Source organism: Acinetobacter sp. ABJ_C1_1 (assembly GCF_044684115.1).
GTDB classification, from domain to species: Bacteria; Pseudomonadota; Gammaproteobacteria; order Pseudomonadales; family Moraxellaceae; genus Acinetobacter; species Acinetobacter nosocomialis_A.
This window is the reverse complement of the sequence record NZ_JBITPU010000004.1, coordinates 167,952-192,215: the sequence shown is the minus strand read 5'-3', so window position 1 is coordinate 192,215 and position 24,264 is coordinate 167,952. Positions and strand designations below refer to the sequence as shown.

Annotated in this window: 20 protein-coding genes and 1 riboswitch; of the genes, 17 read left to right on the top strand and 3 right to left on the bottom strand. The window is 40.6% G+C overall.

Going from position 1 to position 24,264, the window contains the following annotated elements:
- Nucleotides 1–78 precede the first annotated feature (78 nt).
- Nucleotides 79–2,271, bottom strand: a complete 2,193-nt coding sequence (locus ACG59Z_RS08055; RefSeq protein WP_400198787.1) for a TonB-dependent receptor — start codon at nt 2,269–2,271, stop codon at nt 79–81.
- A 225-nt stretch (nt 2,272–2,496) separates the two neighbouring features.
- On the bottom strand, nt 2,497–2,709 hold the full coding sequence (locus tag ACG59Z_RS08050; RefSeq protein ID WP_000781166.1) for a DUF1737 domain-containing protein: 213 nt from the start codon (nt 2,707–2,709) through the stop codon (nt 2,497–2,499).
- Nucleotides 2,710–2,869: 160 nt separating this feature from the next.
- Here ACG59Z_RS08050 and gshB point away from each other — a divergent pair, with 160 nt between their 5' ends.
- The 8 genes from gshB (at nt 2,870) to lpxC (ending at nt 12,105) form a co-directional block, all read left to right on the top strand.
- Complete coding sequence (gshB, locus tag ACG59Z_RS08045) at nt 2,870–3,814, top strand: glutathione synthase (RefSeq protein WP_304400904.1); 945 nt, start codon at nt 2,870–2,872, stop codon at nt 3,812–3,814.
- A gap of 237 nt (nt 3,815–4,051) precedes the next feature.
- Entirely contained in the window at nt 4,052–5,149 is a 1,098-nt protein-coding gene (murG, locus tag ACG59Z_RS08040; RefSeq protein ID WP_400198786.1) for an undecaprenyldiphospho-muramoylpentapeptide beta-N-acetylglucosaminyltransferase, read from the top strand.
- 11 nt (nt 5,150–5,160) lie between these two features.
- On the top strand, nt 5,161–6,609 hold the full coding sequence (gene murC, locus ACG59Z_RS08035) for a UDP-N-acetylmuramate--L-alanine ligase (RefSeq protein WP_033855553.1): 1,449 nt from the start codon (nt 5,161–5,163) through the stop codon (nt 6,607–6,609).
- A 37-nt stretch (nt 6,610–6,646) separates the two neighbouring features.
- Nucleotides 6,647–7,573, top strand: coding sequence for a D-alanine--D-alanine ligase (locus tag ACG59Z_RS08030; protein WP_002053928.1), 927 nt, complete (start codon nt 6,647–6,649; stop codon nt 7,571–7,573).
- Between the two features lie 2 nt (nt 7,574–7,575).
- Nucleotides 7,576–8,430 (top strand): cell division protein FtsQ/DivIB, encoded by an 855-nt coding sequence (locus ACG59Z_RS08025; protein WP_002053744.1) that lies wholly within the window; start codon nt 7,576–7,578, stop codon nt 8,428–8,430.
- Nucleotides 8,431–8,490: 60 nt separating this feature from the next.
- Nucleotides 8,491–9,753 (top strand): cell division protein FtsA, encoded by a 1,263-nt coding sequence (gene ftsA / locus ACG59Z_RS08020; RefSeq protein WP_002053865.1) that lies wholly within the window; start codon nt 8,491–8,493, stop codon nt 9,751–9,753.
- Between the two features lie 164 nt (nt 9,754–9,917).
- The gene (gene ftsZ, locus ACG59Z_RS08015; RefSeq protein ID WP_002053783.1) at nt 9,918–11,093 is read left to right on the top strand and encodes a cell division protein FtsZ; all 1,176 of its coding nucleotides are present in this window, start codon (nt 9,918–9,920) and stop codon (nt 11,091–11,093) included.
- 109 nt (nt 11,094–11,202) lie between these two features.
- Nucleotides 11,203–12,105: a UDP-3-O-acyl-N-acetylglucosamine deacetylase gene (gene lpxC, locus ACG59Z_RS08010; RefSeq protein WP_031982274.1), complete on the top strand. Its 903-nt coding sequence runs from the start codon at nt 11,203–11,205 to the stop codon at nt 12,103–12,105.
- Between the two features lie 97 nt (nt 12,106–12,202).
- Here the strand turns inward: lpxC and ACG59Z_RS08005 are convergent, their stop codons facing one another.
- Nucleotides 12,203–12,643, bottom strand: coding sequence for a DUF721 domain-containing protein (locus ACG59Z_RS08005; protein ID WP_263614821.1), 441 nt, complete (start codon nt 12,641–12,643; stop codon nt 12,203–12,205).
- A 107-nt stretch (nt 12,644–12,750) separates the two neighbouring features.
- Between ACG59Z_RS08005 and ACG59Z_RS08000 the strand changes: the two genes are divergently transcribed.
- The 9 genes from ACG59Z_RS08000 to glmM all read left to right on the top strand — a co-directional run bounded on the left by ACG59Z_RS08000 (nt 12,751) and on the right by glmM (nt 24,260).
- The gene (locus ACG59Z_RS08000; RefSeq protein WP_263614820.1) at nt 12,751–13,443 is read left to right on the top strand and encodes a M23 family metallopeptidase; all 693 of its coding nucleotides are present in this window, start codon (nt 12,751–12,753) and stop codon (nt 13,441–13,443) included.
- Between the two features lie 251 nt (nt 13,444–13,694).
- Entirely contained in the window at nt 13,695–16,412 is a 2,718-nt protein-coding gene (gene aceE, locus ACG59Z_RS07995; RefSeq protein WP_263614819.1) for a pyruvate dehydrogenase (acetyl-transferring), homodimeric type, read from the top strand.
- 2 nt (nt 16,413–16,414) lie between these two features.
- Entirely contained in the window at nt 16,415–18,400 is a 1,986-nt protein-coding gene (locus ACG59Z_RS07990) for a 2-oxo acid dehydrogenase subunit E2 (protein ID WP_400198785.1), read from the top strand.
- A gap of 149 nt (nt 18,401–18,549) precedes the next feature.
- A complete protein-coding gene (locus ACG59Z_RS07985; protein ID WP_400198784.1) occupies nt 18,550–18,822 on the top strand; it encodes a hypothetical protein in 273 nt (90 codons plus the stop codon).
- A 36-nt stretch (nt 18,823–18,858) separates the two neighbouring features.
- Nucleotides 18,859–19,055: riboswitch (yybP-ykoY riboswitch) on the top strand.
- Nucleotides 19,056–19,070: 15 nt separating this feature from the next.
- Nucleotides 19,071–19,646 carry a TMEM165/GDT1 family protein gene (locus ACG59Z_RS07980; RefSeq protein ID WP_396520309.1) on the top strand — a complete coding sequence of 192 codons (576 nt, stop codon included), beginning with the start codon at nt 19,071–19,073 and terminating at the stop codon, nt 19,644–19,646.
- A 270-nt stretch (nt 19,647–19,916) separates the two neighbouring features.
- Nucleotides 19,917–20,714 (top strand): MBL fold metallo-hydrolase, encoded by a 798-nt coding sequence (locus tag ACG59Z_RS07975; protein WP_263614816.1) that lies wholly within the window; start codon nt 19,917–19,919, stop codon nt 20,712–20,714.
- A 92-nt stretch (nt 20,715–20,806) separates the two neighbouring features.
- Nucleotides 20,807–21,172 carry a YkgJ family cysteine cluster protein gene (locus tag ACG59Z_RS07970; protein ID WP_311069947.1) on the top strand — a complete coding sequence of 122 codons (366 nt, stop codon included), beginning with the start codon at nt 20,807–20,809 and terminating at the stop codon, nt 21,170–21,172.
- 135 nt (nt 21,173–21,307) lie between these two features.
- Nucleotides 21,308–22,774 (top strand): IMP dehydrogenase, encoded by a 1,467-nt coding sequence (guaB, locus tag ACG59Z_RS07965; protein ID WP_311069946.1) that lies wholly within the window; start codon nt 21,308–21,310, stop codon nt 22,772–22,774.
- Between the two features lie 148 nt (nt 22,775–22,922).
- Nucleotides 22,923–24,260 carry a phosphoglucosamine mutase gene (gene glmM / locus ACG59Z_RS07960; protein WP_046879661.1) on the top strand — a complete coding sequence of 446 codons (1,338 nt, stop codon included), beginning with the start codon at nt 22,923–22,925 and terminating at the stop codon, nt 24,258–24,260.
- The last annotated feature ends 4 nt before the right edge of the window (nt 24,261–24,264 follow it).

The window sequence follows — 24,264 nt, the reverse complement described above, 5'->3', positions numbered from 1 at the left end:
AGCTTATCGCGAGAAATATGGGATCTAAAAAGAAAAAGGCATACCTCTAAAATAAGGGTATGCCTTTTTAATATTTACTTAAAACTGATAATTCAAACGCAATAACACATTACGTGGTGTGCCTGGCATACTGTCCGAACGCCAGTATTCTTTATTGGTTAGGTTATTTACCGCAAGTGTGACATTCCACGGCTCTGCACTATACCCAATTGCTGCATCGACACGGTTAAAGCCTTCCATTTTTACCTGATTATTAATATTTGGATAATAAGACCCGACATAGGTCACGCCCACTTCGGTATACCACTGTTCAGTTGGTAAATAGCGAACAAATAAATTACCCGTATTTTTAGAAGTGTTGGCTAAATAATTGCCTTCTCGCTCAGGGTTTTGATTGTCTTCTTTAACTTTGGCATCGGTATAGCCATACCCACCGCGAACAAAGACATTATCAAGTACACGGCCAATAAAACTAAATTCGAGACCACGAGATTGATGTTGACCAGCAGTTGCCCATACCTCTGGTTCACTGTCAGGGTTCGGTTTATAGCGAATATTATTTTTACGAATATCAAAGACAGAAAATTGAGTATTTAAACGATTATCGAACCATTCACTTTTTACCCCAACTTCATATTGCTCGTTATATTGAGGCTCTTTATCCATTTTCGCGACATCGGTACTTCCAGTAACTTGGTTGACACCCATTTGTCCACCAAACGGTGCGAAGCTTTTAGAGTAAGATGTATAAAAGCTATGTTCAGGAACTGGTTGCCATACCAAGCCAACATTTGGGCTAAAAGTACTGTCTTTTACATTACGATGTTCATTCTTAATTTTGTTAGTAGTTGAAAAGTCAAAGTAATCGTAACGTAGGCCCATCATGAGTTTGAGTTGGTCATTTAGACCAATTAAATCCTGAACAAATACCCCATAAGTGGTGCCTTCATTATAGTTATGTTGGCTAATTAAAAGAGGGCCATTACCTCGGCTATATTCACGCTCACCAGTGAGCGGATTAACATAACCATAAATGGCTGAACCGTTTTGAGTCTTATTGGCTAGACGTGGTTCTCGTTGCTCGTAGGTCCAGTCTGTACCAACCATAATTTGGTGCTCAAGCGAGCCTGTTTTGAATTTGCCCTTAATATCAAAGGTATTGGTTGTGGTCTTGTTGCTGGTTTGTTGCCAGTAGTAAATTTGATTGATGTAGCCTTTTTTAGTGGTGCATGCTTTACCTTTTAGGTCATTTCCATCTAACCCACAATAAGTCCCAAAGTAAAAGTGATCAAAGTTTTGTTCTGCTTGACGGTAACTCGCTGCCCAGTGGAAGTTCCAGTCAGGCGCATATTCATAATTCACATCGGTACGTACCACTTGCAAAATATCATCAACATAATCGCCATCTTGGGCAAATCCTGTTTTGATAGATGTACCTGCAGGTAGATTATCACGCGTTGGCCCACGGTCAGGAACTCGACCTAATTTGTCATAAGTATATTGTGTAGTCCAAGTGAGTGTTCCATCGTCATTTTTATAGCTAAAGCTTGGTGAAAACATTTCAATCTTATTTTCAATGCCAGAGCGGAAGCTGCCTGACTCGCCATATTCTCCAGTTAAACGTACTGCTAAATTGTCATTAAGTACTTGGTTGATGTCAGCCGTTGTTCCGTAGTTATCATATGAACCAGCATACGCACCAACTGAACTTTTAGAGTCAAAATTGGCGAACTTACTCACCATATTCACAACACCGCCGCCAGCACTACGGCCATATAAAACAGAGGCGGGGCCTTTTAAAATTTCAATACGTTCGATATTGGCTGTACTACGACGTACTTGTCCGCTTTCACGTATACCATCACGGTAAATATCGCCTGTGTCGGCACCAAAACCACGAATCGTGATCCCATCGCCGCGCATATCGTAACTGGTTGATACGCCTGGTGTACCTTGCAGCATGACGCTTAAGTCATTTGATCCATAAATTTTATATTTTTGAACATCAATAGTATCAATAGTTTGCGGAATATCTTTTTTGTCTAAACCATTACGTGTGACATTGGCTTTGTCGTAGTCGATATAACTTTTGATGGGATCGAGTTCACTCATCGCTTCAATTTTTATAGTTGGCATAACTGCTGCAACTTTTGAAGATGAGTCAGCTAATTCCTCTGCATAGGCACCTTGAATATTCAAAATCATTAAACTGAGTAAGCTCAGCGGGAAAAGACGCTTAATTTGGGGAGATGATATAGAAATTCTTAACATAAAAATAAAATCAGTTAACAAAAATAAAAGTATAAATGATAATTATAATCATTTAATTGTTTAAAATAAAAGAACTATTGCCTGCAAAATTACATTGATTGTTTTTTAATAATTGATTTTTAAAATATAATTTATTTATTAAAAATTCGATTGAATGAAATGATTAGTTTTATTTATGAATAGGGTTTTGAAGAGGGTGCTCTACGGCTAAAAGCACCCTTGGAGTTAAGCATTATTTTTGAGAACATCTAAAATATCCATTTCTGGATCATAATTTTCATCAATTGTTTTGCAAATTGCTTGGCCTACAATAACTTGAGAGCCATTAAAAGTCATAGTAGGTGCCTCATAGAGCTCCCAACCATGATTAAGTGCTTTAGTCACTCGTGCACAAAAAGCAGAGTCATCAGGTCCGGTTAAATAGCGATAAAGTTTCATCTTTAGCCTTTAAAAATAATATTTTATGGGAGTAGTTTAACTGAATTTACCTTAATTCAAGATAAAGAAATAACCGATAAGGTTTTACTAAAATTAAGAAAAACGAGTGAAAAATCTCAGCTATACTCATGCTAATTTAAATTTTAAGAAGAGCTTGAGCATGCGTGTACTTGTCGTCATGGATCCGATTGAAACCGTAAATCTGAAAAAGGATTCAACCATGGCAATGTTGTGGGCGGCGAGCCGTCGTGGACATGAGTTAGGCTATGCATTACAACAAGATTTATATATCGATCAAGGTAAGGCTTACGGTCTCATCTCTCCGTTAAAAGTTTTCGAAGATTACAACCATTATTATGAGTTAGGCGAAAAGAAAAAAGAATCTATCGCGGCTTACGATGTTGTACTTATGCGTAAAGACCCACCATTTGACATGAATTTTGTTTACACGACTTACGTGCTTGAACAAGCTGAGCGTGAAGGTTCATGGATTATTAATAAGCCTCAGTCATTGCGTGATTGCAACGAAAAACTTTTTGCAACGCAGTTTCCAGAGCTACAAGTGCCTACACTTGTGACATCACAGCAGAGCTTGATTCGTGAATTTATTAAAGAACATGGCGATGTGATTGTTAAGCCACTTGATGGTATGGGTGGGATGGGAATTTTCCGTTTATACCAAGATGGTGTAAATATTGGTTCTACATTAGAAATGTTGACAGAATTAGGCACTCGTCCAATTATGGCTCAGCGTTATATTCCTGAAATTGTAGAAGGGGATAAGCGTATTTTAATGGTAAATGGTGAGCCTGTTCCTTATTGTCTTGCTCGTATTCCACAAAATGGTGAAGTGCGCGGGAATTTGGCAGCTGGTGGTTTAGGTCAAGCACGACCACTTACTGAAAACGATAAGCAGATTGCAGCGAAAATTGGTCCTTTCTTGCGTGAAAAAGGTTTGGTATTTGTTGGGCTTGATGTAATTGGTAATTATGTCACTGAAATTAATGTCACCAGCCCAACCTGTATTCGTGAAATTGATGCTCAATTTGGTACTTCAATTGCCGATGATCTATTTGACGTATTAGAAACTGGCCGTCCTGCTTAATAATCTACTTTGGGTGATTTCCTAAGCGAATATTGGGAAATCACCTAAAAATATATGAATTAATAAAACCACAATATGAAATACGCTAGCGCTTTGTAGGCATATTTTCAAAAAAGCACATCTTTCTGTTATAAACGAGTGAAATTCGCTTTTCGTTAATGAAGCTTTAGGATTAAAATAAACGGCTACAAAAATAGATGACAATTTCCATTGTTTTTTGAGTTGAAGAATTAGACCGTGACAGATTCACAGCAAAGCAAACCTAAACATGTCATGATGATGGCTGCCGGTACTGGTGGACATGTTTTTCCAGCCCTCGCCGTAGCCAAACAACTTCAACAACAAGGTTGTCAGGTTTCATGGTTAGCCACGCCAACAGGTATGGAAAATCGGTTATTAAAAGATCAAAATATTCCAATATATCAAATTGATATTCAAGGTGTGCGTGGAAATGGAGTCATCCGTAAACTTGCTGCACCTTTTAAAATTTTAAAAGCAACTTTTAGCGCAATGCGCTATATGAAACAGCTTAAAGTTGACGCGGTAGCTGGCTTTGGCGGCTATGTTGCAGGCCCTGGTGGCTTGGCGGCTCGCTTATTAGGTATTCCTGTTCTCATTCATGAACAAAATGCAGTTGCCGGTTTTACCAATGCACAGTTATCACGCGTGGCTAAAGTGGTGTGTGAAGCATTTCCAAATACTTTTCCTGCTAGCGAAAAAGTGGTAACGACTGGAAATCCGGTACGTCGCGAGATCACTGATATCTTAAGCCCAAAGTGGCGTTACGATGAGCGTGAGCAAGCGGGTAAACCCTTAAATATTTTAATTGTAGGCGGTTCTTTAGGTGCAAAAGCACTCAATGAACGCTTACCTCCAGCATTAAAACAACTTCAAGTTCCACTGAATATTTTCCATCAGTGTGGTCAGCAACAAGTTGAGGCGACTCAAGCTTTGTATGCAGATGCGCCAGCAAATTTAACTGTACAGGTTTTGCCTTTTATTGAAGATATGGCAAAGGCGTATAGCGAAGCAGACTTGATTATTTGTCGTGCTGGGGCGTTAACAGTGACAGAGGTTGCAACCGCTGGTGTTGCAGCAGTTTTTGTACCGCTTCCAATCGCGGTAGATGACCATCAAACTGCAAATGCTAAATTTCTGGCCGATGTCGGCGCTGCAAAAATTTGCCAGCAATCGACCATGACATCAGAAGTTTTAAATCAATTGTTTACCACGTTGATGAACCGCCCATTACTTACAGAAATGGCAGTGAAAGCGCGTCAACATGCCCAACCAAATGCAACTCAGCATGTGGTTGATCTTATTCAAAAAATGTAATCGGATTTACTATGTCTCCAATAACAGCTGCAAACCAAGCAAAAAAATTGATTAAAGTGCCTGAAATGCGCCGTATCAAACATATTCATTTTGTGGGTATTGGCGGAGCAGGTATGTGTGGTATTGCTGAGGTGTTAGCTAACCAAGGATATAAAATTTCCGGTTCAGATATTAAAGCTTCTAAAACTACACAACAATTAGAAGAAAATGGCATTAAAGTCTATATCGGACACGAAGCAGAAAATATTAAAAATGCCAATGTGCTTGTGGTTTCAACTGCAATTGATCCGGAGAATCCGGAAATTAAAGCAGCAATTGAACAACGTACTCCGATTGTACGTCGTGCAGAAATGCTCGGTGAGCTTATGCGTTACCGTCATGGTATCGCAGTAGCAGGTACACATGGCAAAACCACAACAACGAGTTTGTTAACCACTATGTTGGCTGAAGAAAACCTTGACCCAACTTATGTGATTGGTGGTTTACTTAACAGTACTGGTGTAAATGCCGCTCTTGGTGAAAGCCGTTTTATTGTTGCTGAAGCTGACGAATCAGATGCATCTTTCCTTTATTTACAGCCAATGGCAGCGATTGTAACCAACATCGATGCTGACCATATGGACACTTATGAAGGTAGCTTTGATAAATTAAAAGATACGTTTGTACAATTCCTACATAACTTACCGTTTTATGGTTTAGCGGTAGTTTGTGGTGATGATGCAAACGTTCGTGAGATTTTGCCGCGTGTAGGCCGTCCGGTTATTACCTATGGTTTTAACGAAGATAATGACATTCGTGCGATTGATGTAGAGCAAGATGGCATGCGTTCGCACTTTACGGTGTTACGTAAGGGCCGTGAACCGTTACGTCTAACGATTAATCAGCCTGGTTTACATAATGTTTTAAATGCTTTGGCTGCAATTGGTGTTGCTACCGATGAAGGCGTTTCAGATGAAGCAATTAGCCGTGCATTAAAAGGCTTTAGTGGTGTTGGACGTCGTTTCCAAGTACAAGGTGAATTTGAGCTTGGTGAAGGTAATGTGAAATTAGTTGATGACTATGGACACCACCCGAAAGAAGTGGAAGCTACAATTAAAGCTGCTCGTCAGAGTCACCCTGACCGTCGTTTAGTAATGCTTTTCCAACCACACCGTTACTCTCGTACTCGTGATTGTTTTGATGACTTTATTGAAGTTTTATCTCAAGTCGACCAATTATTATTACTAGAAGTTTATCCGGCTGGGGAAAAACCAATTGTTGGTGCAGATAGCCGTACTTTGGCGCGTAGTATTCGTTTGCGTGGTCAGGTGGAGCCGATTTTGATTGATCCGGTTGACGGTAATTTGCAAAACATCATGCAAAATGTGTTACAACCAAATGACTTGTTATTAACGCAAGGTGCAGGTAACGTGGGAGCAATTTCAGTAGAACTTGCACAGCATCATTTGTATGTGAAATAAACAAAAAATATTGAATTATCGGGTTAAGGATTTAAACGTGTCAAATGCTACAAAATTCGGCAAAGTTGCTGTGTTACTTGGTGGAAAATCGGCTGAGCGTGCTGTGTCTTTAGATAGTGGTCAGGCAGTTCTGGACGCTTTGTTACGTTCAGGTGTTCAGGCTGAGGCATTTGATCCGCAAGACCGTAGCGTAACTGAACTTGTAAACTACGACCGCGCATTCATTGTTTTGCATGGTCGTGGTGGTGAAGACGGTCAAATCCAAGGCGCACTTGAGTGGTTAAACATTCCTTATACAGGAACAGGTGTGCAAGGTTCCGCAATTGGTATGGACAAGGTCAAAACCAAGCAAATTTGGCAAGGCAGTGACTTACCAACGGCACCGTATCGCATTATTACTAAAGAAACTGACCTAGATTCAGTCATTGCTGAATTAGGTTTACCTGTCATTATCAAGCCTGTACATGAAGGTTCAAGTGTAGGCATGAGTAAGGTTGAGAAAGCTGAAGATTTTGCGGCAGCAATTGAAAAAGCAACTCAGCACGATGCTGTAGTGATGGCAGAAAAATGGATTACGGGTCGCGAATTTACGATTTCATTCTTAAATGGTCAGCCTTTACCTGTTATTCGTTTGCAGCCACCAGCAGATGTTGCTTTCTATGACTATGAAGCAAAATATCAACGTAATGATGTCGAGTATGGCATTCCTTGCGGTCTTAGCGAGAGCGAAGAGAAAAACCTACAAGCCTTATGTTTACGTGCTTTCCAAGCCGTAGGTGCAGAAGGTTGGGGCCGTATTGATGCAATGCAGGATGAGCAAGGTAACTTCTGGCTTTTAGAAGTAAATACCGTACCAGGTATGACCAGCCACTCGCTTGTGCCAAAAGCAGCTAAAGCTGTGGGTTATAGCTTTGATGAATTGTGTGTTGCAATTCTTGAGCAAACATTGGAAGGTACGGCTTAAATATGGCACAACTTCCGGCTTCCATGCGCCGTAAACGTGCGGCGATTACCTCCATTCATGAAAAACCGCCTACGCGCAAGCAAAAGCTTGCCAATGCTGGCGGATGGGTGTTGCTGGTTATTGCCTTTTTAGTCTTGGCAGCCGGAATTTACGGTCTATATAAAGTTATTACTGATGCAACTGTCGCAAAACTTGAAGTGGTAGGTTCAACAACTCCGGTTGAGAATCAGCAAGTGATGCGATATGTGCAACCGATTGTAAAAGATAATTATTTTACGTCTGACTTAGAGCAGATTCGTGATAAAGCATTAGAAATTTCATGGGTAGACCGAGTTGTCGTATCTCGTGCCTGGCCAAATGGTATTCGTGTTCGTGTGATGCCTCGACATGCGATCGCCCGTTGGGGAACAGGTCGCTTATTAAGCGATGGTGGTGACGTATTTAGTGAGGCAGAACCGAGACTTCATCCTGAGCTTCCGCTGTTACATGGTCCGGTAAGCCAGTCGAAAATGATGATGCGACGCTATAATGAAATTAATCAGTTATTCCATCCTGTTAATTTGCGTTTAAAAGAGTTATATCTAACAGAGCGAATGACTTGGTTTATGCAGTTTGACTCTGGTTTACGAATTATTGTTGACCAAGACCAAACAATGAATAAATTGCAACGTTTAAGTCACTTGGCACAATCTGACCTAAAACCTGTGTGGACGAAAATCTCAGCCATTGATTTACGATATCGTAATGGATTATCTATTCAATGGAAGAATGCAACCCCACCTAAAATTGTGAATGGTCAGTTTGTTGTAACGAGTGATGACACAAGCATTGCAGGTGGTGCAAAAGCAAAGCCATAATACGTGGCTTTAAAATAGGCAATTTGCCTGGTATTAGACAACAAAGAAATGGTATGAGTGATGAGTGAAGCTGTTCCCTCAGTTGTTGCGATTGACATTGGGACGCATAAAGTTTCAGTTTTGATTGGAAAAATTCATGCGCCGGATAACATTCAGGTTATCGGTATGGCAACTGCTCGCAATCGAGGCATGAACAAAGGAAAAATTGTAAGTCTCGATAAAGTCATTGCTGCGATTAAAAATGCCGTTGCTGAAGCGGAAAATATGGCCGAATGTCGCATTCATAGTGCGTGGGTATCAATTCCGAGTACCGAGCTGCAAAGTTTCTATGCTTCTGGACGCACACCTGTTGCTAATCCTGCACATGTGATTACAACCAATGAAGTTGTACGTGCATTAGAGTTAGCAAAAGCAAGCCATGTGACTTCTGACTACTATTTAGCAAGTGCTGTCCCGTTAGGGTTTGAGTTAGGCGACTCTGCTGAATGGGTTCAAAACCCAATCAATATGACCGCTCATAGTATGACTGGCCACTATCAACTTATGATGATGCCGATTGCCACTATGCAAAACCTTGATCGTGCCATGAAAGGTGCGAACATTGGTGTAGAGAAAATGGTGGTCTCTTGTTTGGCTACGGCTGAAGCAAGTTTGCTGAAAGATGAAAAAGAATATGGCGTTTGTCTAGTTGATATTGGTGCAGGTATTACCAACCTAGCAGTTTATTTAGATGGCCGTTTGGCTTTAGCACGTACATTACAACGTGGTGGTGAGCATGTGACACGTGATATTGCTGCTGTGTTGCAAACAACTACTGAAGAAGCTGAGCGCATTAAAATTCTGCATGGCTGTGTTGATCTAAGTGCTGTTAAGCCTGACCATATGATTCAGGTACAGGGTATTGATGGGCCTCAAACGATTAGTCGTATTGAGTTATCAGAAATTATTATTGCTCGTTATGAAGAGATTTTTAGCCAAATTCGCGAAGAACTCGAACAAAGCGGTGCAATCCATGGCCTATATCATGGCGTTGTATTGACAGGTGATGCTTGCCAGATTGAAGGTATGGTGAGTTTAGCGCGTCGTATGCTAGGTGTATCTGCTCATTTAGGTAATCCACCGTTACAGGTGTATGCTGATGATCAGCATCAAGCTGCATTACGCCGATCAATGTATGCGACAGCAGCTGGTTTGCTTATGTTTAGCCAAAGCGAATTACAAGAAGCTGTTGAGGAACCTGAAGAGGGGAATGACCGTTCGGTATGGGAACGAATGGTGAATGGCTGGAATGCGTTTAATAGCAAACTTAAAGCCATTTTTTAGGATGTATGGATTTATTGGTAGAATTGTTAGGAAGTTGTAAGAGAAAACCACTGTACTTGACAAGGTTTGTATTGCACAGCATTCTTAAAATTAGTTATTTTTGAAAATCAAGGCAGTATACGGGCTGAAGTGACTGCCATAATGTATTAGGAACCCTAAAGGTCATGGCCTCATTTGAATTTATAGAAGATGAACTAAACGATGGCAACGGTCAAGCCCGTTTCACTGTATTTGGTGTAGGTGGCGGTGGCGGTAATGCCGTTCAGCACATGGTACAGTCTGATATTCAGGGTGTTAAATTCGTTTGTGCCAATACAGATAAACAAGCACTTGATTGTATGAATGCCCCTTTCAAAATTCAGTTAGGTGAGCAAAGTACACGTGGTCTAGGTGCTGGTGCTAACCCTGAAGTAGGTCAGGTTGCCGCAGAAGAAAGCCGTGAAATTATTCGTCAGCACCTTGAAGGAACTGACATGGTATTTGTAACCGCTGGTATGGGTGGTGGTACAGGTACTGGTGCTGCTCCGGTTGTTGCCGAAGTTGCTAAAGAAATGGGGATTTTGACTGTTGGTGTTGTAACAACTCCATTTAACTTTGAAGGTCGTCGTCGTCAAAAATCTGCTGAGCGTGGTATTGAGGCGCTTGAAGCACATGTTGATTCATTGATCATTATTCCTAACCAACGTTTATTAAGCGTGTATGGTGATATTTCAATGAAAGATGCCTATAAAAAGGCAGATGATGTATTGTTAAACGCTGTACGTAGTATCTTTGACCTTGTGGTTAACCGTGGTCACATTAACCTTGACTTCGCCGACTTGAAAACTGCAATGAGTACTCGCGGTTATGCAATGATGGGTGCTGGTTTAGGTCGTGGTGAAGACCGCGCGCGTCAAGCTGCTGAACAGGCAATTCGTAGTCCACTACTTGATAATGTGAATATTATTAATGCGAAAGGCGTGTTAATTAACATTACAGGTGGTGATGACATCACGTTACGCGAAACTGAAATCATTACTGATGTAGTTAACCAGATTGTTGACCTTGATGAAGGTGAAATCTTCTACGGTACGGTATTTGATCCAGATGCGCGTGATGAATTACGTGTAACTGTTATAGCGACTGGTTTAACACGTAATGCAGCTGATGCAGAACCAAGAAAGCGTAATACAGTAAGCCATACTGCAACTCAATCTGCACAATCTGTAGATGAAGATGATGTTCCTGCAATTAATAAACGTCAAAATGCTGAAAATGATGTGAATAATGCACCAAGTTCATCACCGCGTTCTTCGCCAATGAGTATTCAAGATTACTTGAAAAATCAGCAACGTAAGTAATTTAGCGTCCAATCTATTAAAAGGCAGTGTATAAACACTGCCTTTTTTATTTTTGATCAATGACTAAATATGCTAACGTATAGCGGTTTTAAAAAAGAAGTTACAAAGCATGGTGAAACAACGTACTCTCAATCGTGTGGTAAAAGCGAGTGGAATAGGTCTTCATAGCGGTCAAAAAGTGATGATCAATTTCATTCCACATACCGTGGATGGAGGTATTGTATTTCGCCGTATCGATTTAGATCCACCTGTCGATATTCCTGCCAATGCATTGCTCATTCAAGAAGCATTTATGTGTTCAAACCTTGTCACTGGTGATATTAAGGTCGGGACAATTGAGCATGTAATGAGTGCGATTGCGGGTTTAGGAATCGATAATTTAATCGTAGAAGTATCAGCATCTGAAGTTCCAATTATGGATGGTAGTGCTGGACCATTTATTTATTTGCTCATGCAAGGTGGTCTGCGTGAACAAGATGCTCCGAAAAAATTTATAAGAATATTAAAGCCAGTTGAAGCTTTAATTGATGATAAAAAAGCAATTTTTAGACCGCATAATGGTTTTCAACTTAACTTTACCATTGATTTTGATCATCCTGCCTTTGCCAAAGAATATCAATCTGCGACTATCGATTTTTCGACCGAAACATTTGTGTATGAGGTCAGTGAAGCACGAACTTTTGGCTTTATGAAAGACTTAGATTACCTCAAAGCAAATAATTTGGCTTTAGGTGCAAGTCTAGATAATGCCATTGGTGTAGATGATACAGGGGTTGTGAACGAAGAAGGTTTACGATTTGCTGATGAATTTGTCCGACACAAAATTTTAGATGCAGTAGGTGATTTGTATTTACTTGGTCATCAAATTATTGCCAAGTTTGATGGTTATAAGTCAGGACATGCTTTAAATAATCAGTTATTACGCAATGTTCAAAGTGATCCGAGTAATTATGAAATTGTAACATTTAATGACGAGAAAGACTGTCCAATTCCATACGTGAGTGTGACATAAGTCATTGTCTTTATTTGGCTACGTTATAATGTAACAATGAAAATTGTGATTTTAGTCACATAATAAGAACGATTCTAATTAAGGAATAGAAAGCTCATCATTTTTTATTGCTTGCCAAACGTAGTAAAGCTTGGCTAAGCTTAGGGTCGCTCACGAAGTCGGCAGCACTACGTAACATTTCTTGTGTTTCCGGGGGGATGGATTTAGAAGGCTCAGATGGGGGCGCTGTAGAAATAGTTTTATTTCTTAGGCGAACTTGAATTCTTTGTAGGTCTTTTAATCCTTCAAGTTGAGATAATTTAGATATATATTGGCTCTGTAAATAGCTGAGTTGACTAATCATTGCCTGATTTTCACCAGTAATAATTAAAGTGCCATTTTGATAACACACGACCTGCCATTGTTCCGGTTGGGGCAATAAGGGTTGGATTATTTTCGTAAGTCTTTGCCATTGCGCGACTTGCGTTGTTAGAAACGTAAGGTTTCCTGTTTTTATGTGTTTTCCGGATTGTTGAAAAACGTTATCGGGTTTAGACATTGATCGTTCTCGAATGGTTTCTTGTCCTAATCTTAAGCGTTCATTTCAACCGATATCAAGGAAGAGATCATAAGGAACTTGAGTAAGAACAGTTTCAAGAGGTTTTTATGCACACGCGTCGTATTTTATTAGCGTTTTCACTTGCCGCTTCGGCAGCATCGGTTGCTTTTGCAGATTATCAAAATATTAACCAATCTACTGACTCAGATCGATTGGAACAGTTATCAAAAACATTATCTCAAGGTTCATATACGCATCCTGATGATTTAGATCTTCCGGCAAGTGCTAAAGTTTCAGTCACTTTACGCCCAAAAACAGTTGAGCTCAACAATGACTCACTGGCAAAAAAATATGGTCATACGACCGCTAAAAGCTCTTTCAATGCCTCTTCTTCAAATCCTTATTCTTGGTTAGTTTCTCACCCTCTTCCGGATAGCGTACGTGTTTCTTCTAACTTTGGTGGCCGTACCATGGGTGGTCGTGCAGAGCATCACGGTGGTTTAGATATGTCTGCGCCAAGTGGTACACCAATCTATGCAACAGGTCCTGGTATTGTAACTAAATCAGGTTGGGGGACAGGTTATGGTCAATATGTTGAAATTAACCATGGTAATGGTTATTTAACACGCTATGCACATGCTTCACGTTTAATGGTTCGTGTGGGTGATCAGGTTTCTGCTGGTGACCATATTGCTAATGTGGGTTGTACAGGTCGTTGTACTGGACCACATTTACACTATGAAGTAGTTAAAGATGGTCAACGTAAGAATCCATCAACTTACTTAGCAATGTTGCCTTAATTACATTTCTTAAAAGATCAAGGTTATTGAATTTGTGAATCTGAAAATGAACATAAACCTTTCTTAACGCAATGATCGTATAAAAAAACGCCAATATTGGCGTTTTTTTGTTATTTTGACTCATGCTCGGTCAATGACTATTCATTCAGAAAATAATAGGGCCCCCTCACATTCACCCGTGGCAATAACTTGAGAGGGGCAAAACGTGGTAAAAATACAAAGTAGATTAGAGAACAAGGAACAGGTGAATTATGGCGTTTTACGGTGACTCCGACGCACAAGAAACCCAAGAATGGCAAGATGCATTCGATTCAGTTTTACAACATATGGGAACTGAGCGAGCGGCATTCTTGTTGGAAAAACTTTACCAACAAGCAATTGCTAAGCATGTTCCAATTCAACGTCTCAATACACCTTACTTAAATACAATTTCTGTTGAAGAACAACCTGCAATGCCAGGCGACCAAGATATGGAACGCCGTATTCGTGCATTGATTCGTTGGAATGCCTTAGCAATGGTACTTCGCGCGAATAAAACAGGTGATGATTTAGGTGGTCACTTGGCGAGTTTCGCATCAAGTGCAACATTATATGACGTAGGTTTTAACCATTTCTTCCGCGCAAACAGCGATAACTTTGGCGGAGATATGATTTATTACCAAGGGCATTGTGCTCCTGGTATTTATGCACGTTCATTCCTCGAAGGACGTTTAACTGAAGAACAGTTAAGTAATTTCCGCCGTGAAGTTGGCGGTAACGGTTTACCAAGCTATCCACATCCATATTTAATGCCGGACTATTGGCAATTCCCAACTGTATCAATGGGTCTTGGTCCAATCATGTCGATTTATCAAGCACACATTCAAAAATATTTGATGAACCGTGGCTTGATCAAAGAAGAAGATCGTAAAGTCTGGGCATATCTCGGCGATGGTGAAATGGATGAGCCAGAAAGTACTGGTGCAATTTCACTTGCTGGTCGTGAAAAGTTAGATAACCTCATTTGGGTAGTGAACTGTAACTTACAGCGTCTAGATGGTCCTGTACGTGGTAACGGTAAAATTATTCAAGAATTAGAATCTTTATTCCGTGGTGCAGGCTGGCGTGTCATTAAAGTAGTATGGGGTCGTCATTGGGATCCACTACTTGCAAAAGACAGCACAGGCGCTTTAAAAGCGGTAATGGAAGAAACTGTTGATGGTGAGTACCAACGCTATCAAGTAAAAGGTGGCGCATATACACGTGAGAAATTCTTTGGCAAGTACCCAGAAGCTGCGGAACTTGTAAAAGACTTAAGCGATGAAGACATCGATAATCTCAACCGTGGTGGTCATGACCCGTACAAGGTTTTTGCTGCATATGCAGAAGCAATGAAAGCTAAAGGTCAACCAACAGTTATTCTTGCGAAAACTGTTAAAGGTTACGGTTTGTCTGAAGAAATTGAAGCGGTGAACAAAACTCACCAAATCAAGAAAATGCAGATCGACTCTTTGAAATATGTACGTGACCGTTTTAACCTGCCATTTACAGATGATAAGTTAGAAGAGCTTCCATTCTACCGCCCAAGTGAAAACTCTCCAGAAATGAAGTACATGAAGGCGCGTCGTGAAGCATTAGGTGGTTACCTACCTGCACGTCGTCGTGAGAGTGAAACTTTAGCGATTCCTGAATTATCTGTATTTGATGCTGTATTAAACGGTTCAGGTGGTAAAGAACAATCTACTACGATGGTAATGGTGCGTTTAATTGCAGCTTTACTTAAAGAAAAAGCAATTAAAGATCGCGTAGTGCCAATCGTTCCAGATGAAGCACGTACTTTTGGTTTAGAAGGTATGTTCCGTCAGCTTGGTATTTATGCTGCTCACGGTCAAAAATATACTCCAGAAGACCAAGAACAGTTAATGCATTATCGTGAAGCAAGTGACGGTCACATGCTTCAAGAAGGGATTAACGAAGCTGGTGCGATGAGTGCATGGGCTGCGTTAGCGACAAGTTATTCAACGAATAACTTGCCAATGATTCCAATGTACATGTACTACTCAATGTTTGGTTTCCAACGTATTGGTGACATTGCATGGGCAGCTGGTGATGCACAAGCTCAAGGTTTCTTGTTAGGTGCAACTGCTGGTCGCACAACATTGAACGGTGAAGGTTTACAGCACCAAGATGGTCATTCACATATCTTGGCAAACACGATTCCAAACTGCGTATCTTATGATCCATGTTTTGGTTATGAGTTAGCTGTAATCGTACATGACGGTTTAAAACGTATGTATGTGAACCAAGAACGTGTGTTCTATTACTTAACAGTAATGAACGAGAACTACGAGCATCCTGCAATGCCAGAAGGCGCTGAGGAAGGTATTAAACGTGGTATGTACTTGTTCGAAAAAGATGAAAAAGCAACTGTTCAATTACTTGGTTCAGGTGTCATTCTTCGTGAAGTGATTAAAGCTGCGAAAATCTTACGTGATGAATACCAAATCCATTCAAACGTTTGGAGTGTAACAAGCTTCAATGAGTTGTCTCGTGATGGTATGGCATGTGAAGAATACAACCGCCTACACCCACTTGCTGAAGAAGTGAAAGAATCTTGGGTATCTAAGCAATTACGTGGTACAGAAGGTATTGTCGTTTCTGCTACAGACCATATGCGTGCTTATAGCGAACAAATTCGTGCGTACCTTCCAGATGGTCGTCCATTTGTTGCATTGGGTACAGATGGTTATGGCCGTTCAGATACACGTGCGAACTTACGTAGTTTCTTTGGTGTTGATGCTGCACATATCGTTGTTGCTACGTTGAAAAAACTAGCTGACGAAGGTGAAGTAGATGCACGTTTAGTGAAAGATGCAATTTCTAACTTTGAGTTAGATACTGACCGTCCGGTTGCATGGGCTCCACAAGCACATCCGGAAGTTCAGCCAGTTGCTGAATACAATGAAACGCAAACAGGTGAGGGGAACTAAGCATGCAAATTAAGACCCCTGATATTGGTGTAGATAAAGCAAACGTCGCTGAAATTTTAGTAAAAGTTGGCGACCGCGTTGAAGTTGACGACAGTATCGTTGTGCTTGAGTCTGATAAAGCAACTGTTGAAGTGCCTAGCACTTCAGCAGGTGTGGTAAAAAGCATCTTGATTAACCAAGGTGATGATGTGACTGAAGGTGTTGCTTTGATTGAGATCGAAGCAGAAGGTGCAGCACAAGCAGCACCAGAGCCAACACCGGCTCCTGCGGCTGAAAAACCAGCTGCTCCAGCACCTGCACAACAAACTCAAGCTTCAGCTCAACCTGCTACCGCTACATCAACTGCAACTGTTGACGTGACTGTACCTGACATCGGTGTTGAAAAAGCATTGGTTGGTGAAATCCTCGTTAAAGTGGGTGACCAAATTGATGTTGAACAAAGTATTGTTGTTGTAGAGTCAGATAAAGCGACTGTAGAAGTTCCAAGCAGTGTTGCTGGTACTGTAGAAAGTATTCAAGTGAAAGAAGGCGATACCGTTAAAGAAGGTGTTGTTCTTATTCAAGTGAAAACGACGTCTGCATCAAGTGCACAAGCAGAAGCTCCTGTTTCTCCAGCAGCTCCAGCTGCGGCCGCTGAACCAGTTGCTGCAAAGCAAGAAACTGTAGTGGCAGCTGCTACTCAATCTGGTCCAGTTGATATCAATGTTCCTGACTTGGGTGTAGATAAAGCAGTTGTTGCTGAAATCTTAGTACAAGTTGGCGATAAAGTTGATGTAGACCAAAGCCTTGTTGTAGTTGAATCTGATAAAGCGACTGTAGAAGTTCCAAGTACTGTTGCTGGTGTTGTAAAAGCAATTCACTTACAAGCAGGCCAACAGGTTTCACAAGGCGTATTGCTCGCAACAATTGAAGCTGAAGGTCAAGCACCTGCAGCAGCTCCAGCGGCAAAAGCAGAAGCTGCACCGGCTCCGCAGACAGCAGCACCTAAAGCGGCAGCTCCTGCTGCGACTCAGTCTGTACCTGTAGCGTCAACATCTGGTGCTGATAAGTTAACGAAAGAGCAAGAAGCTGAAAATGCTAAAGTATATGCAGGCCCTGCTGTTCGTAAGCTGGCTCGTGAACTTGGCGTGATTTTGTCACAAGTTAAAACTTCTGGTGAGCATGGCCGTGTTGTTAAAGAAGATATCTTTGCTTATGTGAAGAGTCGTTTAACTGCACCGCAAGCGGCGGCGCCAGTTGCTGCGGCTGCACCAGCGGTTTCAGGTTTGCCAAAGCTTCCTGACTTTACTGCATTTGGTGGCGTGGAAGAAAAAGTACTGACGCGTTTGCAGCAAGTATCAATTCCGCAATTGTCGCTGAACAATTTTATTCCGCAAGTCACCCAGTTTGATTTGGCTGATATTACTGAGTTAGAAGATTGGCGTAATGAACTGAAAGGCAACTTCAAAAAAGAAGGTATCAGCCTGACGATTATGGCATTCATTATCAAAGCGGTTGCGCATTTGTTGAAAGAAGAGCGTGAGTTCGCAGGTCATCTATCTGATGACGGTAAATCAGTGCTCTTGCGCAATGAAATCCATATGGGAATTGCAGTAGCAACACCTGATGGTTTAACTGTGCCAGTACTTCGTAACCCAGACCAAAAATCAATTAAGCAAATTGCAGTTGAATTGGGTGTGTTAGGTCAAAAAGCGCGTGATAAGAAATTATCACCGAAAGACTTGCAAGGTGCGAATTTCACCATTTCAAGCTTAGGCGCAATAGGTGGCACAGCATTTACACCTCTTGTGAACTGGCCACAAGTTGCAATTTTAGGTATTTCACCTGCAACGATGCAACCGGTTTGGAATGGTAAAGACTTTGATCCACGCTTAATGTTGCCGTTGTCATTGTCTTATGACCACCGTGTAATTAATGGTGCAGATGCAGCTCGCTTTACAAATAAACTTACGAAACTTCTTAAAGATATTCGTACTTTATTAATCTAATACTTTGAAATAATTAACTAAAACCTCGCTTCGGCGGGGTTTTGTTTTTGATATCTCCTTAATTAAATTTTGGGTTAATCTACAGGCTAAGCAAGGCTTATTGAGCGTGAGGAGAAATTTCTCGTTATCAGGTAAAGGAGAAATAGTAAATGTTGGGTTTCCTGAAAATTATGTTGCCCTTACTGTTGATTGTATTTTTATTGATGGGAATATGGGTCAGTATTTTACACTTCCCGTGGGAATGGATGACTTATGTGGTGATGGGTTTTGAGGTGTTTGTCGCTACTTTGATTTTGCCCTTTGAATATCAGGCTGGAACGAGCAGTAGCCATATTGGTTTCATTCATATAAGTGCTTATTTTGCAGTGTTATTAGGTCTTGCGCGTTTATTGGTGTGGGCGTGGGTAAAATTTGTTGCATGAATGTTTGAAAAATAGAGTGACTTGAATATAATAAACGCATACTTCATTGGGGAGTAGCCGCTATTCACAGCAAATGTGAATAGGTGATGGTCAACATAATTGTTCAACAGAACATGGTCATCATAGCTTAAACGTCTCATCGTTCCTGAGTTGGCAAGACCTTTGATTTACCACTCTGCAATCATTTTATGATATTTGGCTAGCAGGAGGGGTAGGTCATAGGCATTTATGCTAGCCAGAGAACCGACATGCAAGAATTTCTGATTTCTACCTCGATTGTTGCCCTCGCTGAAATGGGTGATAAAACTCAATTGTTGGCACTTTTATTGTCTGCGCGTTTCCGTAAGCCAATTCCTATTCTCATTGCAATTCTTTTAGCAACACTCATTAACCATGGTATTTCTGCTGTGCTTGGGCAGTGGATTACGACCGTGCTCAGTCCTGAAATTTTAGTTTGGGTACTCGCCATTGGTTTCATTGGTATGGCGTTCTGGATGCTTATTCCAGATAAGCTCGATGATGAAACTGATAGTATTAATAAATGGCAAAAATTTGGTGTTTTTGGTGCAACCTTTATTTTATTTTTCTTGGCAGAAATTGGTGATAAAACCCAGATTGCAACTGTCGCTTTAGCTGCACGCTATGACAGTATTTTCTGGGTGATGCTGGGTACAACACTAGGGATGATGATCGCGAATGCACCAGCTGTATTTATTGGTAATAAATTGGCTGAACGTTTATCTATCTCGCTCATTCATAAAATTGGTGCAGCTATTTTCTTTATTGTAGGTGTTTCTACGTTAGTACAACATTATTTCTTCTAAAATACTTTTCGCTTTATATAAAAACGCATTCATTAAGAGTGCGTTTTTTATTGAGTGTTTAAGTAGTTAAACTTCACGATACTGTTTATTTAAGGAGATGCTAGAGGGTTACTCAATTTATTGATGATTCATTTATAGAATAAGAAAAGTAAAATCAATTTTAAAATATTATGAGAAATATCAATCAATTCATTGCAAGTGCTTTAGAATCCCTTTATTTTAGTAGGGATATAAAAATATCTAATATTTAAAGTTTTTTTGGGGAATTGTATGGGGTTTGAAAAAACAACATCGCAGATACTATTTGATAATGGCGTACATAAATGTATTAGTTTTACCAGTTTGGTGAAAGGGGAAGGTATACAAGCCAATCAATTTTTAATTATTGATCATGAAAGGGCAGCTGTTATTGATCCAGGTGGTGACTTGACCTATGTTCCATTGACGATGGAACTTAATAAATATACTCGTCTTAAAAATCTGGACTATGTAATCGCTTCACATCAAGACCCAGATATTATTACTTCAATGCCTCGTTGGTTGGTTTATACCGATGCTAAAGTGGTTGCCTCTAAATTATGGGCGCGATTTTTACCTCACTTAAATTCATCATTTATGAGTGAGCGTATGAAAGGAAATTGGGAAGACCGTCTCATTGAGTTGCCAGATCGTGGTCAAGTGATTCAATTGGGTGAATCAAAGCTTGTCATGGTTCCGGCACATTTTCTACATTCGGTGGGTAATTTTCAGTTTTATGATCCAGTTGCCAAAATTTTATTTTCTGGTGATATGGGGGCTTCTATTGTTGAAGATGCAAGTCAGCCTCTCAAAGATTTCGATGCCCATGTGCTGAAAATGAAAGCTTTTCACCAACGCTATATGTGTTCCAATAAAGTCATCCGTTTATGGGTCAACATGGTTCGTCAAATGGATATTGAGATGATTGTGCCTCAGCATGGGACTCCATTTATTGGCAAAGAAATGATTAACCAGTTTTTAGACTGGATTGAGACCTTGCCATGCGGTGTAGATTTAATGACTGAACAAATTTTCAGCTGTCCAACATAAAAAAATTAAGTTCAATATCTTGAGTCCAATTTGAAATTTTTTTAGGATTTTGCGTCACAGAAAAATTTTTGATGACGAGAATTTGAATAAAAATGTTATCTCAAGTTGCGACTCCAGATGAGTGCCTTCGCTGTGGGGCATGTTGTGCACATTTTCGGGTTTCATTTTACTGGGCTGAGGCCGAGTTAATAGATGAACATCTCGTTGAACCTTTGACACCCGTTTATTCGTGTATGCGTGGAACCAATCAGGCTCAGCCACGATGTCAGGCTTTGACGGGTGAAATTGGTAAAGAGGTGGGCTGTTCTATATATGCGGTGCGTAGTTCTACCTGTAGAGAGGTACAGATTGCTGATGAACAGTGTAACAAAGCGCGCCTAGCCCACCAGTTGATCCCTTTAATTGAGGTAAGCCCAGCAGATTCAGAAAATGATCATGACTATGATCAGGTGAGTTAAATATGAGCTAACACGATAATAAGTGAGAAATATTTAGAGTAGGTGAATATCTATTGCTGAAAAAGGCAAAGATAATATGAAAATTGCATTGAAATTTGTTTATAATAGCTCACGGAATTTACCAGTGAGATTGTTATGCTGACCATCGTTCAAGAAGCGCTAACCTTCGATGATGTCTTATTACTTCCTGCCTACTCTACTGTTCTCCCAAAAGATGTCTCTCTAAAGACACGTTTAACTCGCGGCATTCATTTAAATATCCCATTAGTTTCAGCTGCAATGGATACAGTGACTGAGTCACGTATGGCGATTGCAATGGCGCAAAATGGTGGTATCGGGATTTTGCACAAAAACATGGATATTGCTGCTCAAGCTGCAGAAGTACGCCGTGTGAAAAAATTCGAAGCGGGTATGGTGAAAGATCCAATCACTGTAACCCCAGAAACTACAGTACGTGAACTTATTGCAATTACCGGCGCTAATAACATTAGCGGTGTACCTGTTGTTAAAGACGGCAAGGTTGTTGGTATTGTGACAGGCCGTGATACGCGTTTTGAAACTAACTTGGAACAACCTGTTAGTAACATCATGACAGGCCAAGATCGTTTGGTTACAGTGCGTGAAGGCGAGTCTAAAGAAAATATTCAAGCATTATTGCAAAAGCATCGCATTGAAAAAGTTTTGGTTGTTGGCGAAAACAACGAACTCAAAGGTTTAATTACGGTAACTGACTTCCGTAAAGCTGAGAGTTATCCAAACAGTTGTAAAGATGATCTTGGTCGTTTACGTGTTGGTGCTGCGGTAGGTACAGGCGTTGAAACACCAAGTCGTGTGGAAGCGTTGGTTGAAGCTGGTGTTGACGTTATTGTTGTTGATACAGCACACGGTCACTCTGCTGGTGTTATTGAACGTGTACGTTGGGTAAAACAAAACTTCCCTCAAGTACAAGTGATTGGCGGTAATATCGCAACTGGTGATGCTGCATTAGCATTATTAGATGCAGGCGCAGATGCTGTAAAAGTAGGTATTGGCCCTGGTTCTATCTGTACGACACGTATTGTGGCAGGTATTGGTATGCCGCAAATTTCTGCGATTGACAGCGTTGCTAATGCACTGAAAGATCAAATTCCTTTAATTGCAGATGGCGGTATCCGTTTCTCTGGCGATATGGCAAAAGCGATCGGTGCGGGCGCAAGCACAATCATGGTTGGTTCACTTCTAGCGGGTACTGAAGAAGCACCAGGTGAAGTTGAATTCTTCCAAGGCCGTTACTACAAAGCATATCGTGGTATGGGCTCATTAGGTGCAATGGCTGGAGCAACAGGTTCTGCTGACCGTTACTTCCAAGACTCAAAAGCAGGCGCTGAAAAGTTAGTACCAGAAGGAATTGAAGGTCGTGTTCCATATAAAGGCCCAATGGGTAACATTGTTCATCAAATGATGGGTGGTTTACGTTCATCTATGGGTTATACGGGTTCATCAGTGATTGAAGATCTTCGTCAAAATGCGAAATTTGTGAAAATTACTTCAGCGGGTATGTCTGAGTCACATGTCCATGATGTAACGATTACTAAAGAAGCTCCGAACTATCGTGTTGGTTAGATTTTGGTAACCAAATCAATCAAGAAAGCCGTCAGTACACTGACGGCTTTTTGTTTTTGGTGTAAAGTAAATCTAATGAAAAGAGATATGGCAGAATGGCCATATATGAAATGAGCCACGGCTGAAGTGGCGTAAAATGAGATAAGCTATGAGTTATTTTGGAACGGATGGTATTCGTGGAAAATTTGGGCAAATGCCGATTACACCAGAGTTTGCTTTAAAACTCGGGTTTGCCGCAGGGAAGGTATTAAAACGAACGAGTCCAAAAAATAAACCGCTTGTGGTATTAGGAAAAGATACTCGTTTATCTGGCTATATTTTAGAGTCTGCTTTACAGGCGGGGTTAAATGCGGCTGGCGTATATGTTCATTTGCTTGGTCCATTACCGACTCCGGCAATTGCACATCTTACCCGTGCCTTACATGCACACGCAGGCATTGTTATTTCTGCATCGCACAACCCATATTTTGATAACGGGATTAAGTTCTTCTCAAGTGAAGGTAAAAAATTACCAGATTCATTGCAGGAAGAAATTAATAAAGAATTAGAAAAAGATTTGTTTATTGAAGACACAGCGAATTTAGGTAAAAGTGTTCGTGTAAATGACGCAAATGGCCGTTACATCGAATTTTGTAAATCTACATTCCCATACCACTTCGATTTAAATAATTTAAAAATTGTTGTGGATTGTGCACATGGTGCAGCTTATAGCGTTGGGCCTTCAGTTTTCCGTGAGTTAGGTGCCAAAGTTGTGGCTCTCTACAACGAACCAGATGGTTTAAATATTAATGAAAACTGTGGTTCTACGCATCCAGAAAGCTTACAAAAAGCAGTGGTTGAACAAGAAGCCGATTTAGGAATTGCCTTTGATGGTGATGCTGACCGTGTCGTAATGGTTGATAAGTTTGGTAACTTAATTGATGGTGACCATATCTTATATATTTTAGCGACTCAGGCGAAAAATAAGCCAGTAGGTATTGTCGGTACTGTCATGAGTAATATGGCACTTGAAGTGGCACTTGAAAAAGCAAATGTTGGCTTTGTTCGTGCAAAAGTTGGTGACCGCTATGTATTACAAGCATTAGATGAAAATGGATGGGTTACAGGTGGTGAGCCATCTGGTCATATTTTAACGTTAGACAAGAGCACAACAGGTGATGCGATTATTGCAGCACTTCAAGTGTTAACGGTCATGGTTGAGCAGAATAAAGCGCTCCATGAATTGGTTCAGGGCTTTAAATTATTCCCACAAGTACTTGTAAATATACGTTTAGAACAAATGCTTGATCCATATTCTATTCCAGCATTAGTGACTGAGTTTAATAAAGCAGAAGAGCAACTTAAAGGTCGTGGACGTATTTTAGTTCGTAAGTCTGGAACTGAGCCAGTCATTCGTGTCATGGTTGAAGGTGATGACGAACAAGAAGTGAATGCTTTGGCTGAACATTTAGCAAATGCAGTCCGTTCACAAGCACAAGTCGCATAAGGTG

What these genes read in the sequence shown, in the direction of transcription:
- ACG59Z_RS08055 (WP_400198787.1), bottom strand. Translation starts at nt 2,271, where the DNA reads ATGTTAAGAATTTCTATATCATCTCCCCAAATTAAGCGTCTTTTCCCG.
- ACG59Z_RS08050 (WP_000781166.1), bottom strand. Translation starts at nt 2,709, where the DNA reads ATGAAACTTTATCGCTATTTAACCGGACCTGATGACTCTGCTTTTTGT.
- gshB (WP_304400904.1), top strand. Translation starts at nt 2,870, where the DNA reads ATGCGTGTACTTGTCGTCATGGATCCGATTGAAACCGTAAATCTGAAA.
- murC (WP_033855553.1), top strand. Translation starts at nt 5,161, where the DNA reads ATGTCTCCAATAACAGCTGCAAACCAAGCAAAAAAATTGATTAAAGTG.
- ACG59Z_RS08025 (WP_002053744.1), top strand. Translation starts at nt 7,576, where the DNA reads ATGGCACAACTTCCGGCTTCCATGCGCCGTAAACGTGCGGCGATTACC.
- ftsA (WP_002053865.1), top strand. Translation starts at nt 8,491, where the DNA reads ATGAGTGAAGCTGTTCCCTCAGTTGTTGCGATTGACATTGGGACGCAT.
- ftsZ (WP_002053783.1), top strand. Translation starts at nt 9,918, where the DNA reads ATGGCCTCATTTGAATTTATAGAAGATGAACTAAACGATGGCAACGGT.
- lpxC (WP_031982274.1), top strand. Translation starts at nt 11,203, where the DNA reads ATGGTGAAACAACGTACTCTCAATCGTGTGGTAAAAGCGAGTGGAATA.
- ACG59Z_RS08005 (WP_263614821.1), bottom strand. Translation starts at nt 12,643, where the DNA reads ATGTCTAAACCCGATAACGTTTTTCAACAATCCGGAAAACACATAAAA.
- ACG59Z_RS08000 (WP_263614820.1), top strand. Translation starts at nt 12,751, where the DNA reads ATGCACACGCGTCGTATTTTATTAGCGTTTTCACTTGCCGCTTCGGCA.
- aceE (WP_263614819.1), top strand. Translation starts at nt 13,695, where the DNA reads ATGGCGTTTTACGGTGACTCCGACGCACAAGAAACCCAAGAATGGCAA.
- ACG59Z_RS07990 (WP_400198785.1), top strand. Translation starts at nt 16,415, where the DNA reads ATGCAAATTAAGACCCCTGATATTGGTGTAGATAAAGCAAACGTCGCT.
- ACG59Z_RS07985 (WP_400198784.1), top strand. Translation starts at nt 18,550, where the DNA reads ATGTTGGGTTTCCTGAAAATTATGTTGCCCTTACTGTTGATTGTATTT.
- ACG59Z_RS07980 (WP_396520309.1), top strand. Translation starts at nt 19,071, where the DNA reads ATGCAAGAATTTCTGATTTCTACCTCGATTGTTGCCCTCGCTGAAATG.
- ACG59Z_RS07975 (WP_263614816.1), top strand. Translation starts at nt 19,917, where the DNA reads ATGGGGTTTGAAAAAACAACATCGCAGATACTATTTGATAATGGCGTA.
- ACG59Z_RS07970 (WP_311069947.1), top strand. Translation starts at nt 20,807, where the DNA reads ATGTTATCTCAAGTTGCGACTCCAGATGAGTGCCTTCGCTGTGGGGCA.
- guaB (WP_311069946.1), top strand. Translation starts at nt 21,308, where the DNA reads ATGCTGACCATCGTTCAAGAAGCGCTAACCTTCGATGATGTCTTATTA.
- glmM (WP_046879661.1), top strand. Translation starts at nt 22,923, where the DNA reads ATGAGTTATTTTGGAACGGATGGTATTCGTGGAAAATTTGGGCAAATG.